Source organism: Saccharopolyspora sp. NPDC000995 (assembly GCF_053599315.1).
Map to the genome: position 1 here is coordinate 1 of NZ_JBSFLZ010000151.1, position 15,635 is coordinate 15,635.

The 15,635-nt window shown below is 66.4% G+C and carries 11 protein-coding genes; 5 read left to right on the forward strand and 6 right to left on the reverse strand.

Translation table 11 applies throughout. The features are described 5' to 3' along the window. Positions 1-85: 85 nt before the first annotated feature. From ACWDKQ_RS31530 to ACWDKQ_RS31545, 4 genes are read right to left on the reverse strand one after another with little or no spacing between them, the layout of a single operon-like run. Positions 86-2,056, reverse strand: a complete 1,971-nt coding sequence (locus ACWDKQ_RS31530) for a hydantoinase B/oxoprolinase family protein (RefSeq protein WP_450142414.1) — start codon at positions 2,054-2,056, stop codon at positions 86-88. Further along, positions 2,049-4,112, reverse strand: coding sequence for a hydantoinase/oxoprolinase family protein (locus ACWDKQ_RS31535; protein WP_450142415.1), 2,064 nt, complete (start codon positions 4,110-4,112; stop codon positions 2,049-2,051). Before ACWDKQ_RS31535 ends, ACWDKQ_RS31530 begins: the two co-directional genes overlap by 8 nt. A 2-nt stretch (positions 4,113-4,114) precedes the next feature. Beyond that, a complete protein-coding gene (locus ACWDKQ_RS31540; RefSeq protein ID WP_450142416.1) occupies positions 4,115-5,509 on the reverse strand; it encodes an MFS transporter in 1,395 nt (464 codons plus the stop codon). A 2-nt stretch (positions 5,510-5,511) separates the two neighbouring features. Next, a complete protein-coding gene (locus ACWDKQ_RS31545) occupies positions 5,512-6,462 on the reverse strand; it encodes a dihydrodipicolinate synthase family protein (RefSeq protein ID WP_450142417.1) in 951 nt (316 codons plus the stop codon). Positions 6,463-6,779: 317 nt separating this feature from the next. On the opposite strand from ACWDKQ_RS31545, the gene ACWDKQ_RS31550 reads away from it, so the two are divergent. Then, complete coding sequence (locus tag ACWDKQ_RS31550; protein ID WP_450142418.1) at positions 6,780-7,550, forward strand: IclR family transcriptional regulator; 771 nt, start codon at positions 6,780-6,782, stop codon at positions 7,548-7,550. Here the strand turns inward: ACWDKQ_RS31550 and ACWDKQ_RS31555 are convergent. Beyond that, positions 7,536-8,459, reverse strand: a complete 924-nt coding sequence (locus tag ACWDKQ_RS31555; protein WP_450142419.1) for a LysR family transcriptional regulator — start codon at positions 8,457-8,459, stop codon at positions 7,536-7,538. The two genes, ACWDKQ_RS31550 and ACWDKQ_RS31555, sit on opposite strands and share 15 nt — an antisense overlap. Positions 8,460-8,583: 124 nt before the next feature. Here ACWDKQ_RS31555 and ACWDKQ_RS31560 point away from each other — a divergent pair, with 124 nt between their 5' ends. Then, a complete protein-coding gene (locus ACWDKQ_RS31560) occupies positions 8,584-9,543 on the forward strand; it encodes a zinc-binding dehydrogenase (protein WP_450142420.1) in 960 nt (319 codons plus the stop codon). A 918-nt stretch (positions 9,544-10,461) separates the two neighbouring features. Further along, positions 10,462-11,121 carry a class I SAM-dependent DNA methyltransferase gene (locus ACWDKQ_RS31565; RefSeq protein WP_450142422.1) on the forward strand — a complete coding sequence of 220 codons (660 nt, stop codon included), beginning with the start codon at positions 10,462-10,464 and terminating at the stop codon, positions 11,119-11,121. A 545-nt stretch (positions 11,122-11,666) separates the two neighbouring features. On the opposite strand, the gene ACWDKQ_RS31570 is transcribed toward ACWDKQ_RS31565, so the two are convergent. Then, the gene (locus ACWDKQ_RS31570) at positions 11,667-12,551 is read right to left on the reverse strand and encodes a LysR family transcriptional regulator (protein WP_450142421.1); all 885 of its coding nucleotides are present in this window, start codon (positions 12,549-12,551) and stop codon (positions 11,667-11,669) included. A 198-nt stretch (positions 12,552-12,749) separates the two neighbouring features. Here ACWDKQ_RS31570 and ACWDKQ_RS31575 point away from each other — a divergent pair, with 198 nt between their 5' ends. Then, positions 12,750-13,976: an aspartate aminotransferase family protein gene (locus tag ACWDKQ_RS31575; protein WP_450142423.1), complete on the forward strand. Its 1,227-nt coding sequence runs from the start codon at positions 12,750-12,752 to the stop codon at positions 13,974-13,976. A gap of 80 nt (positions 13,977-14,056) precedes the next feature. Beyond that, on the forward strand, positions 14,057-15,469 hold the full coding sequence (locus ACWDKQ_RS31580) for an APC family permease (protein WP_450142424.1): 1,413 nt from the start codon (positions 14,057-14,059) through the stop codon (positions 15,467-15,469). The last annotated feature ends 166 nt before the right edge of the window (positions 15,470-15,635 follow it).

Sequence of the window (15,635 nt, forward strand, 5' to 3'; positions counted from 1 at the left end):
CTCGCGACGCTCAAACGGGCCATGCACGTGATCAAGGACCTCGCGGAGGGCCGAGAGGCCGACCACGAAGGTGGCATGGTCGTCATCAGGCGGGGACTCGGCCGGCGACATCCCCGCCGAGCTGGCCGAGTACCAGGGCGCAGATGTCCTGGATCCCCGTACCGGCATCCCGCTCCTGGTAGATGCGGTAGACCTTGTGCTTGGCCCAGTCGCGGATACCGATCGGCAATTCGAGAAGCATCCGACGTACCTCGGCCTGCACCTCGTCGGGCCACCGCGCTTCCAGCGCGGCACGTCCCTCGCCCAGGGCGATGTCAGTACTGGCCCGGCGTCGCTGGCCCCGGAGGGTCGCGGTGCCGGTCTCATCGATACGACCGTCGCGGATGACCACGCCGTACCACTCGGCGACGTACTCCTCCGAGAGGAGTCCGCGCTCGACATCCGCCAGCACCTCGGAGACTGGGCGATCGAGCGGGTCGCCGTAGCCGGCACCGGCGGCGGAGATGATGCTGACGACGTCACCGGGCTCCATCCGCAGCAGGTCGAACTTGCCGATGTCTGTGACTTCGTCGCCGCGCCGCACGGTGCAATGGCCCGTGGTTCCGGCCTGTCCCCCGTCGACGCCCCACGGAGCCAGGCCGAACCGCTCGAGGCCGCGCCCGGTCACCTCGGTGTCGATGTGCATCGCCTCGAAGTCGAGTCGCATGGCCAAGCCGCCCCGGTGGCGTCCCGCGCCGCCGGTGTCGGGGACCAGCCCGTATCGCCGTACGACGATCGGAAGCGCGGCCTCGCACGACTCGACCGGGGTGTTGCGCATGAACCCGCCGTATGCACTCTCGGCCGCATCCAGGCCGTCGGCTCCCGGCCGGGCGCCGCCACCACCGAGGATCGGCTGAACGACCTCGACCAGGCGCTCGCCCGTCTCGGGGCGCGGCACGGCGGCGACCACCGGTGAGATGGACCCCGACGAGCACGCCGGGACCCTGCCGGGCAAAGCCTGGGCCAGGGCGCCGTAGACGGCGTCCCCGACCCGGATCGCGGTGGCGTACCGGACACCGATGGCGGCTGGATGCTGCGCCGAGACGACGGTGCCTTCGGGGGCTGTCAGAGTGACCGGGCGCAGGATGCTGCTGCACTTGGGGAGATCGTCGTCGCGGCTGGTGAGGTAGCCGACCAGGGCCAGGCAGAGCAGGGAGTTCGTACCGTCGACACCGGCCATGTTGAGCGCGGAGGAGACCTGCGGGTCGGTGCCATCGAAGTCGATGACGACGTCCGAGCCAGAGACCCGCATGGTGACCTCGATCCGGACCGGCACGTCGGAGTAGAGGTCGTCCTCGAGATAGTCGACAAAGCGGTAGGAACCGTCCGGGATCTCCTCGAAGAGCCGGCGGGCACGCGCTTCGCCGTACTCCAGGACCCGGTCGATCCCGCTCGCCACCGCCTCCTTGCCGTACCGCTCGGCCGCTTCGAGGACCTGCTGCTCGCATACTTCCAGGCCGGCGCACATCGCTTCGATATCGCCCTTGTTGGTTGCCGGGATGCGGGTGTTGTCCAGGATGAGGTTGAAGATGTCGGTGTTGAGCTTGCCGGCCCGGTAGAGCTTGGTGGGTCGCAGCCGCACCCCCTCTTGGTAGATCTCCCGGGCCGTCGGCCACACACTCGCAGGCACTGTGCCGCCGAAGTCGGAGACGTGGATGAAGGCGTACGCCCACGCCAGCAACTCGCCGTCGACGAAGATCGGGCGGATCACGTGGACATCAGGGAGATGCGTGCAGGGCTGGCCGATGAGGTAGGGGTCGTTGCAGATGATCACGTCGCCCGGCTCGTAATCGGGAAAGTAGTCCAGCAGTGCCTTCATGTTCGTGCCGAGGTACCCGGGGGCGCCCAGGCTCCAGGGGTAGGCCACGTACTCGCCGGTCGTTGCCACCACGCCGCAGGAGAAGTCGGCGGTCTCCTTGATGAAGGTGGCGTAGGCGGTTCGTTCGATGACGTGGGACATGTTCTCGACGATGGCCTGAAAGCGGTTGTACAGGACTTCGAGGGGGACTTCAGACATGGGCGTTCGCCTCCGCGATCACGTTTCCGTACTCGTCCATAGATGCGGTGTAGCCCGGGACCACGACGATCGTGCTGTCGGGCAAGGCGACGATCGCCGGCCCTGTTACCGGCTCGCCGGTCGCCATCCGCTCTGGCGACACGACCTTGGCCTCGACCGGGGCCGTCCCGTGGAGGATCGTCCGGGTTCCGAGGTCGCCGACGGCCCGGCCGCGGTCGAGGACCGGCCGGGTGCCGCCGGCGCGCCCGGGCAGGTCAACGGTGACGAACAGCCGCAGCGAGACCAATTCGACGCCCTGGTCCGGGCTGGTGATGCCGTAGTGGTCGGCGTATGTCTTCTCGAACGCTTCGCGCAGCGCGGTGTTGGCGGCGCTCCCGAGCTCCTCCGCGATGGCCACCTCGATCTCGTAGGACTGCTGCGCATACCGCATGTCGCCGGCCAGCTGGATGGAGACTGGGAAGTCGGCGTCGGTGAACCCATTACGCTCCAGCCAGGCGTCGGCTTGGGCCCGCAGCTCGGTCACGGCCGTCGTATACGCCTGCTCTCCGAGGTTGTCGACGTCGGCGTTGAGCGTCCGGATGAAGTCCGTGCGCGGTCGCGCCATGATGGCGCCGGTCGCGCACAGCGTGCCCGGGGAGGCGGGTACGACTACGCGGGGCACGCGGAGCTCCTCTGCCAGTGCGCAGGCCTGGACCGGCCCGGCGCCGCCGAAGGCGACCAGCACCGTCTGCTTCGGTTCGATGCCGGACTTCGCGAAGACGGAGCTGGAACCGCGGTACAGGCTTGAGGTGGCGACCTCGACGATCTGCTTGGCGGTCGTCTCGACATCGGTACCGAGTGCGTCGGCCAAAGGTTGCAGCGCCGTCCGGGCGGCGCTGTCGTCTAGGTGCATGGTGCCGCCGGCGATGTCGACCGCCCCCATGAAACCGCAGACCAGGAACGCGTCGGTCAGGGTCGGCCGGGTACCGCCCTTGCCGTAGCAGGCCGGGCCGGGTGCGGCGCCCGCGCTCTCGGGTCCGACCTTCAGGACACCGGTGTCGTCCACCCAGGCGATCGAACCGCCGCCTGCGCCGATGGAGAACATCTCGATGGCCGGCAGGACGACCGGGAAGTCGCCGACCTCGCCGTTGCGGGAGGTGACCGGCTCGCCGTTTCGGATGACCGCGATGTCGGTGCTGGTTCCACCCATGTCGAGGGTGAGGCCGGTGTCGATTCCCATCTCCGCGAGCACGTCACGGACGGCCGAGATGCCCGACGCCGGACCCGACAACATGGTCTGGATGGCGTTCGTGGATGCATCGTCGACGCCGGTCACGCCACCGTTCGACTTGGTGATCAGACACTGGGCTGATACGCCCAGGTCCGCCAGCCGGGTCTCGAGGTCCGCGAGGTACGCCTCCACCGCCGGTGCGACGTAGGCGTTTATGACGGCCGCTATGGTGCGCTCGTACTCCCGGATCTCCGGCCACACCTCGTGCGAGCAGGAGACCCGTAGGTCGGGCCAGCGATCGAGGAGCGCATGCTTGGCCGCCCGCTCGTGCTCGGGGTAGAGGTGAGCGTGCAGGAACGCGATGACGATGTGGTGCAGGCCGTGGTTGCTACGCAGCGCCTCGACGTGGGCGAGTAGGGAGTCGACGTCGAGGGGGGTGTCCTCCCGCCCGTCGACCAGCATCCGCTCCGGCACCTCCACCACCCGCGAGCGGGGGATCAGAGGTGCCGGACGGACCGCGAACAGATCAACCGGCTTCCCGAGGTGTAGGCGGCGCAGTTCCAGCACGTCCCGGAATCCGTGGGTGACCACCAGCCCAAGCTCCTCCCCGCGCCGCTGGAGCACGGTGTTGAGGGCGATGGTCTGGCCGTGCACGAAGCGCGTCACGTCGGCCGGCACGTAGCCGGTGTCGGTGAGGAACTCTGCGAGGCCGTCCACGACCGCGTCCGCAGGGCGGCTCGGTGTGGTGGGGCGCTTCGCGTGATGCCGCTTCCCGGTGTCGGTGTCGACGAGGGTGAAGTCGGTGAAGGTGCCACCGATGTCCACGCCGATCTGCACTGAGGCCACGACTAGATCATCTCCCTGGTTCCGGTTGCCTTGTCTGTTGCGGCTTGGTGGCTTCGCTTCGTGCCGGGCAGCTCCTCGCTGAGGCTCCTCCGGCAGGTTTCCGGGACGAGCAGGGCGACAGGGACGACGAGAAGCGCCAAGGCCGCGACGTAGAAACCCGGAGCGGAGAGCACGCCGGTTTGGTCCACCAGGAACTGCCCGACGAATGGAGCGGTTCCGCCGAAGATCGCGTATGCGAGGTTGTAACCGGTCGAGGCACCGGAGTAGCGGACGGCCGTCGGGAAGAGTTCACACATGACCGTCGAAAGGATCGCGGCGACACAGCAGAACGGCAGAATGTAGATGACTTGGCCGAGAATCGCCGCACCCGAGGCACCCGAGGAAAGGATCAGGAAGGACGGCACCGCCACAACGACCAACCCGACCGTGCCGGTGATGAGGACCTTCTTGCGGCCGATGCGGTCGCTCAGCAGACCGCACAACGGCACCAGGACGCACACCAGCACGACTACGATGCTGTTCGTGACGGTTGCGGTGGTGGCGTCCGTGCCGACGTTCTTCTTGAGGTAAGTCGGCATGTAGCTGGTCAGGGTATACATCGCGACCGAGTTGAGGCCGGCGATCGCCATGATCATGAGCACCGCGGCGCGATACTTGGTCAATACGGTGCGCAGTGGAGCGGACTCCTTCCTGCCGCTCTCCTCGAGGGCCCGGAACTGAGGGGTCTCGGCCGCCTTTAGTCGCAGATAAAAGCCGATGAGCGAGAGCGGCCCGGCGATGAGGAACGGGATGCGCCAACCCCAGGAGTCGTAAGCGGCCGACGGCATCGCGGTGAAGCTCATGACGACGAAGCCGGCGAAGGCGAAGGGAAGGGTGCCGGTCGCAACCGAGATGCCGGCCCACAGGCCGCGGCGGCCGGGTGGGGCATGCTCGACCAGGAAGGTCGACGCGCCGGTGTACTCACCGCCGGAGAAGAAGCCCTGTCCCAGCCGGGTGACGACCAGCAGGACCGGAGCGAGCATGCCGATCGCCGCGTACGGCGGAATTAGGCCCATCAGCACGGTGCAAAAACCCATGCCGATCACGGAAATGGACAGGATGTTCTTCCGGCCGACTTTGTCGCCGATGCGCCCGAGGACCAAGCCGCCCAGCGGGCGGAGCAGGAAGCTCACACCAAAGACGGCGAGCGTGCTCAGTAGCGCGGCCGTGTCGTTGTCCTGGGGGAAGAACGCGCGCGAGATGGCGCTGGCGGAGTAGGCGTAGAGGGCGAAGTCGTACCACTCGACGAGGTTGCCGATCGAGGCGGTCGCCAGCACACGCACCTTGTCCGCGATCGGGGTGAACTGGGGGGCGGGGGATGTGTCGGGTCCGGAAGACCCGGGGGATGTGGTGGGCATGGTTACCTGCAACCTTCGGCGGTCCTCGGCAAAAGCCCGAGGTCAGAGAGAAGGGAAACGAGATGGGAGAGTGCTTCGCGATCATCCTCGATCGCGAGGCGGGGCAGCCGCGGATAGCCCGCCGGCTTCCCCTGCAGCCGCATGATGGCCTTGAGCTGCGCCTGTGCTCCGCCGGTGACGCCGTTGCCATCGGCGGAATTGAGCCTCTTGCGTACTGTCTCGAATTCGTCGGCGATCTCCAAAGCGGCCGCCACCTCGCCCGCCCAAAGCAGATCGAAGGCACGAGGGGTACGTCGGCCGAGGAGCATGCCGGCGCCGAAGTGCCCGTCGCCGCCGTACCCGCTGGCGATCAGGCTGAGGCCCGCCGGGGTCAGGGCGTTCCCGAAGACCCTTATCTGGTCCCCGACGAGCCCGATGGTCCGGTGAAACTGCAGGTCGTCCGACGTGCTGTCCTTGATCGCGACGACGTTGCCGATTGTGGCGATCTCCCGCGCGGTCTCCGGTGAGATGTTCGTCGACACGTCTGCGGGGATGTTGTACACCATGATCGCGCCTGGGATCTGCGGCGCTGTCCGCTCGTAGAAGGCAATGACCTCGGATTGGGTGAGGCGGGCGGCGGGGGGTGGGGAGTAGAGGACTCCGTCGGCCCCGATCCCGCAGGCATGCTGGGCCAAGTCGACGGTCTCTGATTCGTGCATACTCGAGACGCCGATGAGGACGGGTACCCGCCCGTGGAGCTCCTTGACCGCGGTCTCAGCGACGCGGAAGCGCTCCTCGGCGTCCTGGCAGTACCACTCGCCGGTACTGCCGTTGACCAGCACTCCGTGGGCACCGTCGTCGGCCAGTCCACAGAGGACATCGGCCAGCGCGCCCTCATCGAGCGCGCCGTCTCGGGTGAATGGGGTCGGTGAGGCGGCGAAGTAGCCGCGCCAGTCGACGTCGTTGCGGTCCATACCGCTGGTTCTCCTCGTCGCTCGGGATGTCTCCGATGTGGTTTCCCTGCGCAGCTTTCCGGCGACGTCGCCTCCTGATCGCACGGCTCACGAGGAGACGATCGGTACGGCGGGCGGCACCGGACTGTGTCGGTGGACCGACCTGCGCGGGGAGCAGTGTGCGAGTTGTCGCTGACCCGCGTCGTCGTCGGGCGCATGAGAGCAAGTCCTCTGCCGGTATCGCCGAACGATGTTCGGTATAGCGGCGTGGATGAGATGTTCGCCTTGGATTCTCGGCATGTCAAGGATTCGTTCGGGATAGTTGATAGGCTTTCGGCATGGCCGAACGAAAAACCCGTTCCCGTATCCAGAGTGTCGATCGCGCGGCTCACCTGCTGGAGGTTCTCGCCAGCGTGGACAGCCGTGGCGCCGGACTCGCTGAGGTCGCCACCGGTCTCGGCGTGGCCCGAAGTACGGCGCACGCCATGCTGCGGACGCTCGAGGCACGCGGTCTCGTCGTCGAGGTCGCCGGTCCGCGGTTCGTCCTCGGCACCGGACTCATCCGGCTGGGTGACATCGCCTCACATCAGCTGCCCATCGCTGACGTGGCCAGGCCGGTCCTGTCGGCTCTCGCCCGCGAGACTGGCATGACAACGCGCCTCGCGATTGCCGACAACGGCTACCCGGTGTTCGTCGCGCGCGTCGACGGGCCCGGCGTCGTCCGGTTCCACACCCCTCTCGGGGGACGGGAGGCGCCTCATGCCAGCGCGGCCGGGAAGATCATCCTTTCCAGCCTGTCTCAGGAACAGGTCCGTGCTTTCGTCGAGCAGGAAGGCCTTCCTCGCCGCACGGCGAAGAGCATCACAGATCTGGAGACACTTCTCGGTGAGCTCGACAGCGTGCGGGCGCGCGGCTTTGCAGTCGACGACGAGGAGGACCTCGAAGGGGTCTCCTGCATCGCGGCAGGCGTCCGTGACGCCAGGGGCCAGATCGTCGGCGTCATCTCCACGACCGGCATCGCCTCGGAACTGCGTACGCGTTCCCTACCCGAGCTCGGAGAGACCGTCGCCAGGTTCGCCGCCGAGTTAAGCGCGCTAATCGGCCGCTGAGGCGACCGCGGAGCCGGTGGTGCTGGCTGTGTCACGAGTGATGTTGCGCAGCGTTGTGTACGCGGCGCGCGACTCGTCCTTGCGCCAGGCAATGGCGACGTAGCTGCGGGCTTCGGGGGAAGTGACCGTGGCGAACCCGACGCCTGGGCGAGGGGCCATGACGAACGGCTGGGGGATGAGGCCGACACCTTGGCCGGCCGCCACCAAGCTCATCAGCATGGAGGTGCTGCTCGCGAGGTGAGTGATCCTAGGGGAGAAGCCGCTGGCTGCGCATGCCTGCAGCGTGGCGGTGTGGACACCTGTGCCCTGCTTGGACGTGTAGCTCACGAAGTTCTCGTGGGCCAGCTCGCGCAGCTCGATCGTGCGGCCGGATGCCGGGTGACCTTCGGGGACCGCGACGACGAGTCGGTCCTCGTAGACGATCTCCAGTTGCAGGCCGGCTTGGTCGACGGGTGGCCGGAGCAATGCGATCTCGATGTCTCGAGCGTGCAGGCGGCGCACGGCTTCCGAGGAGTGCATCTCGTGCAGTTCCAGGTCGATCTTCGGGAACCGCTCACGGAACTGCGGCAACACGCGAGGTAACAAGTCATACGCCGCAGGTTCGATGTAGCCGACGCGGATGACGCCGCGTTCGCCGTGGACGGCCTCGGTGACGGCACGGCATGCGACGTCCGCGTTGGTCAGCAGCCGCTGGGCCTCGGGTAAGAGCGCTTGGCCGGCCGGTGTGAGCTTGACAGTTCGGGTGTCCCGATCGAACAGCCGCGCTCCGACGACCCGTTCCAACGCTTTTACCTGGCGCGACAGTGGCGGCTGGGTGGTGTGCAGCTTCTCGGCGGCGCGACGGAAGTTCAGCTCGGTGGCCACCTCGATGAAAGCCCTGAGCTGGGCGAACGTGAAATCTGATGACATATTCGGCATCAATCTGTCGGAATTCTGTATTAGACGAGTATCACCGATCCGGCTTACCTTAGGACACACCCGTGGCCGGGTGCGCCGCGGCGCAGCGCGAACGACCAGTAGAGGAGCGGATGGGATGTGGGCTTTGCGGCAACCTGGCCCGGGCCGGTTCGAACGCGTGGAGGTGCCCACGCCGACGGCCGCTGATCTTGGTGAAGGTGAGGTGCTGCTGCGTCTGGATGCTGGGGCGATCTGCGGCAGTGATGTGCCGAAGTTCCTGGGACAACTTGACCCCGACAACCCGCACACCGGGCAGGTGGGGGTACCGCTGCATGAGATCGCGGGGGAAGTGGTGGCCTCGTGCGCGGCCGGACTACCGGCGGGGTCCAGGGTGGTGGGGATTGCGCGAAGCTCGCACGGATTGGCGGAGTATCTGGTGAATCCGGCGACACTGCTGCACCGGTTGGCCGGTGATCTCGACGCTGTCCGGTCGACCATCGTCCAGCCGGTCGCAACGGTGTTGAGCACGTTGAGCCGCGTGGGGGACGTCCGAGGTGCACGGGTCGCGGTGCTCGGTCTGGGGCCGTTGGGCTTGCTGTTCGCCCATGCTCTGAAGAGCCGCGGTGCGGACTCCGTGATCGGAGTGGATCGCGTGGACCGTTCGGACGTCGCGGAGACGTTCGGCATCGACGAACTCGTCACCACGAACACCCGGCAGTGGGCAGCTACCGAGTGGGACGACGGCAAACGCCCAAGTTTGTGTGTGGAGGCGATCGGTCACCGGCAGGACATAGTCGCCGATGCCATCGATGCGCTCGCTCCGCACGGCCACCTTTTTGTCTTCGGCCTGCCCGAGGACCACTATGTTCTGCCGATGCGCACGTTCTTCCGCAAACACCTCACCCTCCAGGCCGGTACTACTCTCGATTGGCACCGATACCTGGCCGAGGCGGAGACGTACATCCATGCCCATCCCGAGCTCCTGACGTCTTACATTACCCACGTCTTCCCGATGGGCCGTGCCCAGGAGGCGTACGAAACCTACTCGCACCCCGCCCCCGGCCGACTCAAGGTCGCCCTCACCCCAGAATTCTAAAGGCGCGGGGGGGAATCCTGGACGGTCCTCCCTACCCAGCCATCCAGCCGGGCGGGGGCGGGGCGAGGACCGGCGGGGCGGACCACGTTACTTTCCTGGGGCGGTCGTCCCTGGCTTCGGGAGCATTCCGGTGTCGAGATCGTCTGCCGGGACCACGCCCTGGCTCACCTCCACGACGATCCCCTGCGGTCTTGATAACGCTTCTAGAACGACGATCAAAAGCACGGTACAGCTATGGGGTGCGCCGAGTCTCCGTTAAGCCTGGCAAGACACTTGCGAACGATCAGTTGACAGGCGGACGTGAACTGCGTTGCGTTGCTCCAACGGTGCCGTATTGCACGATAGCTGTCTCTTGTGGACCTGTCTTAAAAGCAAGGGGTCGCTGGTTCGAACCCAGCTGCGCCCACCAAGTTCATGGCCCGTCGGTCTGGGGTGAAATACCAGGGCAGCGGCTTTTTGGCGGCATACCAATGATCTCGAATCGCGGACCTATCGACGTCGGCTTCCTGCAACGGTTTGCAGGAGCGGTGTAGGAAGGACTGCCCGCGCAGCCGTTGGCCTTGTTCGGTGGCGTGGGGATAGCCGTCGCGAATGGTATTTCTAACTCGACCGCTTCACGCCACCCATCCGGTGCGTGGTCGCGGATCCATCGCCATCCGGCGTTCCTGTGGAAGGGCAAGTTATCTGGTAACGACCGCCCCGCCCAGTGTGAGCGCGGACCTCCGAAATGGAGGAGCAGGCAGCGTGCCCATGTTGGAGTTGTCGCGGTCGATGAGCGGGGTGTCTGGCAACCTTAGCGGCATGTCGACCCCCAGCTCTGATGTGGCGTTTGTGCAGGTCACTGCCGAAATGCCTCAGGAGACGGATAGGCCGGCTCGTCCGGTCCACAGTCAGGTCTTGGGGCACCGGCCACGGACTATGGTTTCCGCTGTGACCGAATCCTCCGCCTTGCGCGACACCAGGGCCGCCTACGACGCCATTGCGGCCCAGTACGCCGAGCTTTTCAGCAACGTGCTCGAGACCTTGCCGATGGAACGTGCCCTGCTGGCCGCATTCGCCGAACTCGTGCAGGGCCACGGCGCCGGACCGGTCGCCGACATCGGATGTGGTCCCGGACACGTGACCGCACACTTGCACGCGCTCGGCCTGACCACCTTCGGCATCGACCTCTCCTCCGAGATGGTCGCCCTCGCCCGCCGAGCCCATCCGGACCTGCGTTTTAACGTGGGGTCGATGACCGATCTGGACCTCGCCGACGAAGTCCTCGGCGGCATTCTTGCGTCCTACTCCATCATCCACACACCACCGCAGCAACTGCCAGCCGTGTTTACCGAGTTCCAGCGAGTGCTGGCGCCGGGCGGCCACCTGCTGCTCGGTTTCTTCGCTGGTAACGACCCGCTGGCGCAGGAATTCGACCACAAAGTCACGCTTGCCTATCGATGGTCGCCTGACAGTCTCGCGGAACTGTTGCGCCAGGCCGGGTTCATCGAGATCGCCCGGATGCGGCGCGAGCCTCACGAAAACGAGCGGCAGTTCCAACAGGCCCAACTGCTGGTTCGCAAGCCCCAAATGCCCTGATCGCTGCGCTAGGTCGTCATCGGCGGGTGCCTAATCTTCGATGAGGTAGTCACGCACCCGCCCCCACAAGCGCTTCACCGGCATTCCCGAGTCCCGGATTTCGACGACTGCGGTGGATATGACGTCTTCCAGTGCACTGGCCCGGGTAGTCCCGGGGCCGGCCGGCACCGGCTGACCGCGGCGCACGGCTACGACGTAGCCGTGCCCCGGGATTCAAGCCAGGTGCGGAACTTCGAATCCTGCCCGTAGCTTCGTCGGTTGTTACCCAGGGGCGGGCACCAAGGCTTCCAGTGCCCGAGCCACCATCGCGTGGCCAAAGTAGGGGCATGGTCGCGAACTCCGCCGAATCAGACCGCTCGCCTCTCGGCAACGGTCCGGATCAGCGACCCACGACTTCGGCAAGCACAGTTCGCGGTCGATCGGTGTGCGTTTTCCGTTGCCGTGCAACAGGTCATCCAGCCCGGCCACCCACGCGCAAGATCCTCGCCGACACCAGCAGATCAACGATGGAGATCACCAAGTGCGGCTGCAGCACTAGGTAGTCGTCAGGTACATCCGTGCGCGACCCGCACAGCAAGTTCTGCGAAGTTCTGTGCGACCCGCAACGCGTCTTCGCGGTGGGCCACGGCGACTTCGCAGTCGGGTAGGTCGCGGATCGGCACGAACCGCACTCCGGGGCGAGCGTAGAACCGGGCTGCCGATGCGGGCACGATCGACAGACCGCGGCCCAGCGCGACCGCCTGCATCTCGGCCTCAAAGGTGGCCGCCTCGTGCACCACCCGGGCGGGCTGCTTGCGGTGGCCGTTAAGCATCCATGAGTCGCGCCAGGCACCGCCGCCAGGCGCCGCGATGATGGGCTCCCGCAGCAGCCGGTCCACGTTCACCGAGGGCTCGCTGGCCACCTCGTGGTTGTCTGGTACGCACGCCAGACAACCCTCGTGCAGCAATGTTCGCGTCGTGATGCTGGCGACGTCCAGTGGCGGCCGGACGATCGCGGCCTCCGTCTCGCCGGTGTCGAGCCCGCAGCCGGGCGTGGCGAAGTCGTACTCCACCACCTCAACGTGGACGTTCCCGAACTGTTCGTCGAACGCCCGCAGGATCGACGGCACGAGGTCCACGGCGGCGCCGATCAGGTAGCCAATTCGCAGCGTTCCAGCTTCGCCGTAAGCCATCCGCCGCGCCACGTCCATGGCCTGGTCGAGCCGGTCGAGCACGGCGCGTGCCTCACCCAAGAACAGCTCGCCCGCAGGGGTGAGCGCGGTCGACCGCGTCGTGCGCGCGAAGAGCCGGAAACCTAGCTGCGCCTCGAGCTGGCGGATCGTGTAGCTCAACGACGGCTGGGCGATCATTAGCTTTTCTGCAGCCCTCGTGAAGTTCGCCGTTTCGGCGACGGCCACGAAAGCCCGCAGGTTCCGGAGCTCCACGTTCATAGGCGGCATCTATGGAGTATACGGATTCCGGTCTTTCTGCGGGAGGCCCCAGCGCTCCTACGCTAGGCGCGCACCACGCACCTATCCAGGAGGAATGCCGTGACGAGTAGCGTGACCCCGCTGACTGGCCGCCACGCCCTCGGGCGCGAAGCCCTGCTCCACGAGCCGGCTGGCGGCGACCCGGACAAGCTCACCCTGGTGCGGGCACTTGGCTCGCTCGTGTGGGACGACCACGGCCGCGAATACATCGACTGCACCGCGCAAGCCTGGTCCAACAACCTCGGCGCGGGCGACTCACGCGTGATCGAGGCGGCCATTGAACAAACCCGCGCGATCGCCCACGCGCGACCGACGTTCCACACCCCAGCCCTGTTAGAACTAGCGGCCCTCCTGGTGTCCATCGCCCCTGAAGGGCTCAACCGCGTCGGCTTCACGCTGCACGGCTCGATGGCCGTCGAAATGGCGCTCAAGCTCGCGATGCGCAACCGCCCAGGAGCCGAACACGTCGCCGTGCTGCACGATGGCTACCACGGCCGCTCGATCACCACAATGGCGGCGAGCTGGCCGCATCCGGACAACGGTTTCGGCCGCCTGCAGCCCCGCTTCCTTCGTCTGCCGCGTCCCGACCTCTACCGTCCGCGGCTCGCGCTCACGCCCGAGGAAGACACTGAGGTCACGCTCGCGGTCGTCCGCGATATCCTCACCAAGGGCACTGAGGGGCCGGTCGCCGCGCTAATCTACGAACCCATCCAGGGAAACGGCGGCCACAACGAGTTCTCGCCGCGCTGGCACCAGGGAATCCGCAAATTGTGTGACGAACTGGACATCATGTTGATCATCGATGAGGTGCAGACCGGCTTCGGGCGCACCGGGCGAATGTGGGCTAGCGAGTATTACGGGATTGACCCCGACGTCCTGGTGTTCGGCAAGGGCGTCGGCGGCGGCTTCCCGCTCGCGGGTGTGCTCACCAAGCAGGAGTACGCGAAGTTCCACGCCGGCGACGACCAACTGACCTTCGGGCAGTTCCCGGTCTCGGTGGCCGCCGGACTCGCCGCCGTCCAGGCGATCCTCGACGACGATCTGTCCGCCGCCGCCGCCGCGCACGGCCGGTACGCGACCGGACGGCTGCGCGAGATGCAGACCCGCCACCCCCTGATCGGTGAGGTCCGTTCCCCCGGCCTCATGGTGTCCATCGAGCTGGTCCGCGACCGCGTCACGAAAGAGCCTGCGGTCAACGAAGCCCACGAGGTCTTCCTGCGAGCACAGGAAAAGGGCGTGATTTTCGGCGAAAGTCGCTATGCCAACCTCGGCAGCCTGATTAAGATCAAGCCGCCGCTGGATATCCCCCGGGAGCTGCTCTCGCGGGCCCTGGACGTGCTCGACGAAACGCTCACCGAGGTCGAGGCGGGGATGGTGGCAAGATGAACAAGCCGATCACCACGCGCCCGTTGTCGGACGCCGACGACCTCGCCGCCCTTGGCTACCGCCAGCGGCTACGCCGGACGATGAGCCCCTTCACGGCGTTCGCGCTGGCTTTCTCGATGGTGTCGATCAACACCGGGATCGTCACGCTGTTCACCGACCCCTACAAGTACCTCGGTGGCTCGGCGGTGTTCCTCTGGCTGCCGGTGCTGCTGTTCGTGCTCACGCTCGTCGCCGTGTATGCCCACCTCGCTGGCCGAATGCCCATCACCGGCTACGCCTACCAGTGGTCAAGCCGGCTAGTTGGGCCGAACTTCGGCTGGTTCACCGGTTGGATCGCGCTCATCTCATTCCTCGCAGGCACGGCGGGCACAGCCGCGGCCATCGGCACCGTATTCGCACCGGAGATCTGGGCGGACCCGACTCCGCAGCAAATACAGGTCCTGTCCATCGGCTGCACCATCGTGGTCGCGATCCTCAACATCGTCGGCGTCAAGGTGGCCACGCGGATCAACAACATCGGCGCGTCGATCGAATTGATCGGCACCGTGGTACTCGGCGTTGTGCTGATCGCGGGATTGCTGGTGTTCTTCGGCCACACCGAGGGCCTTCGGATCCTCACCGACACCCACGCGCTGAGCGGGGAAAGCGTTTCGCTCACAGGGTTTTCGCTCGCCGCGCTGCTACCAGTGTACGTCCTACTCGGTTGGGAAGGCGCGGCCGATCTTGCCGAGGAGACATTCAACCCGCGCAAGGCGGCGCCGCGCGCGATGTTCCGCGCGGTGATCGTGTCGGGGATCATCGGATTTCTCATCTTCGCCCTGCTCGGCATGGCGCTGCCAAGCGACCCGGCAACGTTCTTCGCCAGCGCGGAAAACCCGGTTCTGAAGCTGCTTGGCACGCACCTCGGTCCGCTCGCCCGCGCACTCATGATTGTCGTGGCCTTCGCGTCGATCTTCGCCTGCCTGATCGCGAATATGGCAGTGGCAACCCGTATGACCTTCGCCCTCTCGCGCGACAATATGCTCCCCGGCTCGCGCGGTCTGCAGAAGGTCGGCACGCGCAGCCGCGCGCCGATTCGCGCGATCGTGTTCGTGACCGTGGTCGCGATCGGCCTCAATCTGCTCAACGGCGGGATCGTCGGCCAGATCTACGCCATGGTCGGCTTGACCTACTACCTCGTCTACGGCCTCACCATGCTCGCCACCGCGATCGCCGCCCGCCGCGGCCGTATCCCCGCCGCCCTGCCGGGTGTGTTCGACCTAGGCCGCTGGCTCAACCCCGTGGTGACACTCGGACTCCTGTGGTGCGCCGCCGTCATCGCTGCTCTCACTCTGCCCGAGACGAACCGTCAGAATGCGATCACGGCCGCGGTCGTGCTCGGAATCGGACTCGTGTGGTGGGTCCTGGTTCTCCGGCGCCGCCTGCGTAAGGGCACCGCGGGTCCGCCACGCGCACGCGTAGAGGGTGATGTCCCGGCGGACCCGACGATCTGACCTCGAGCCGATGACCGGGCATGCCCGGTCATCGGCATCAAGACGCTAAACGAGGTCAAGGATTGATCCTTAGAGTTCCTAACAAATTGATCACTTGCAGTGCCTGAGGTTCCTTGATCGTCGATCATGGACACGTGAGGAAAGGCGAGCAGCCACCATGGATCGT

Coding starts and splice junctions, on each gene's coding strand:
- ACWDKQ_RS31565 (WP_450142422.1), top strand. CDS start 10,462: ATGGTTTCCGCTGTGACCGAATCCTCCGCCTTGCGCGACACCAGGGCC.
- ACWDKQ_RS31530 (WP_450142414.1), bottom strand. CDS start 2,056: ATGTCTGAAGTCCCCCTCGAAGTCCTGTACAACCGCTTTCAGGCCATC.
- ACWDKQ_RS31540 (WP_450142416.1), bottom strand. CDS start 5,509: ATGCCCACCACATCCCCCGGGTCTTCCGGACCCGACACATCCCCCGCC.
- ACWDKQ_RS31580 (WP_450142424.1), top strand. CDS start 14,057: ATGAGCCCCTTCACGGCGTTCGCGCTGGCTTTCTCGATGGTGTCGATC.
- ACWDKQ_RS31555 (WP_450142419.1), bottom strand. CDS start 8,459: ATGTCATCAGATTTCACGTTCGCCCAGCTCAGGGCTTTCATCGAGGTG.
- ACWDKQ_RS31560 (WP_450142420.1), top strand. CDS start 8,584: ATGTGGGCTTTGCGGCAACCTGGCCCGGGCCGGTTCGAACGCGTGGAG.
- ACWDKQ_RS31545 (WP_450142417.1), bottom strand. CDS start 6,462: ATGGACCGCAACGACGTCGACTGGCGCGGCTACTTCGCCGCCTCACCG.
- ACWDKQ_RS31550 (WP_450142418.1), top strand. CDS start 6,780: ATGGCCGAACGAAAAACCCGTTCCCGTATCCAGAGTGTCGATCGCGCG.
- ACWDKQ_RS31570 (WP_450142421.1), bottom strand. CDS start 12,551: ATGAACGTGGAGCTCCGGAACCTGCGGGCTTTCGTGGCCGTCGCCGAA.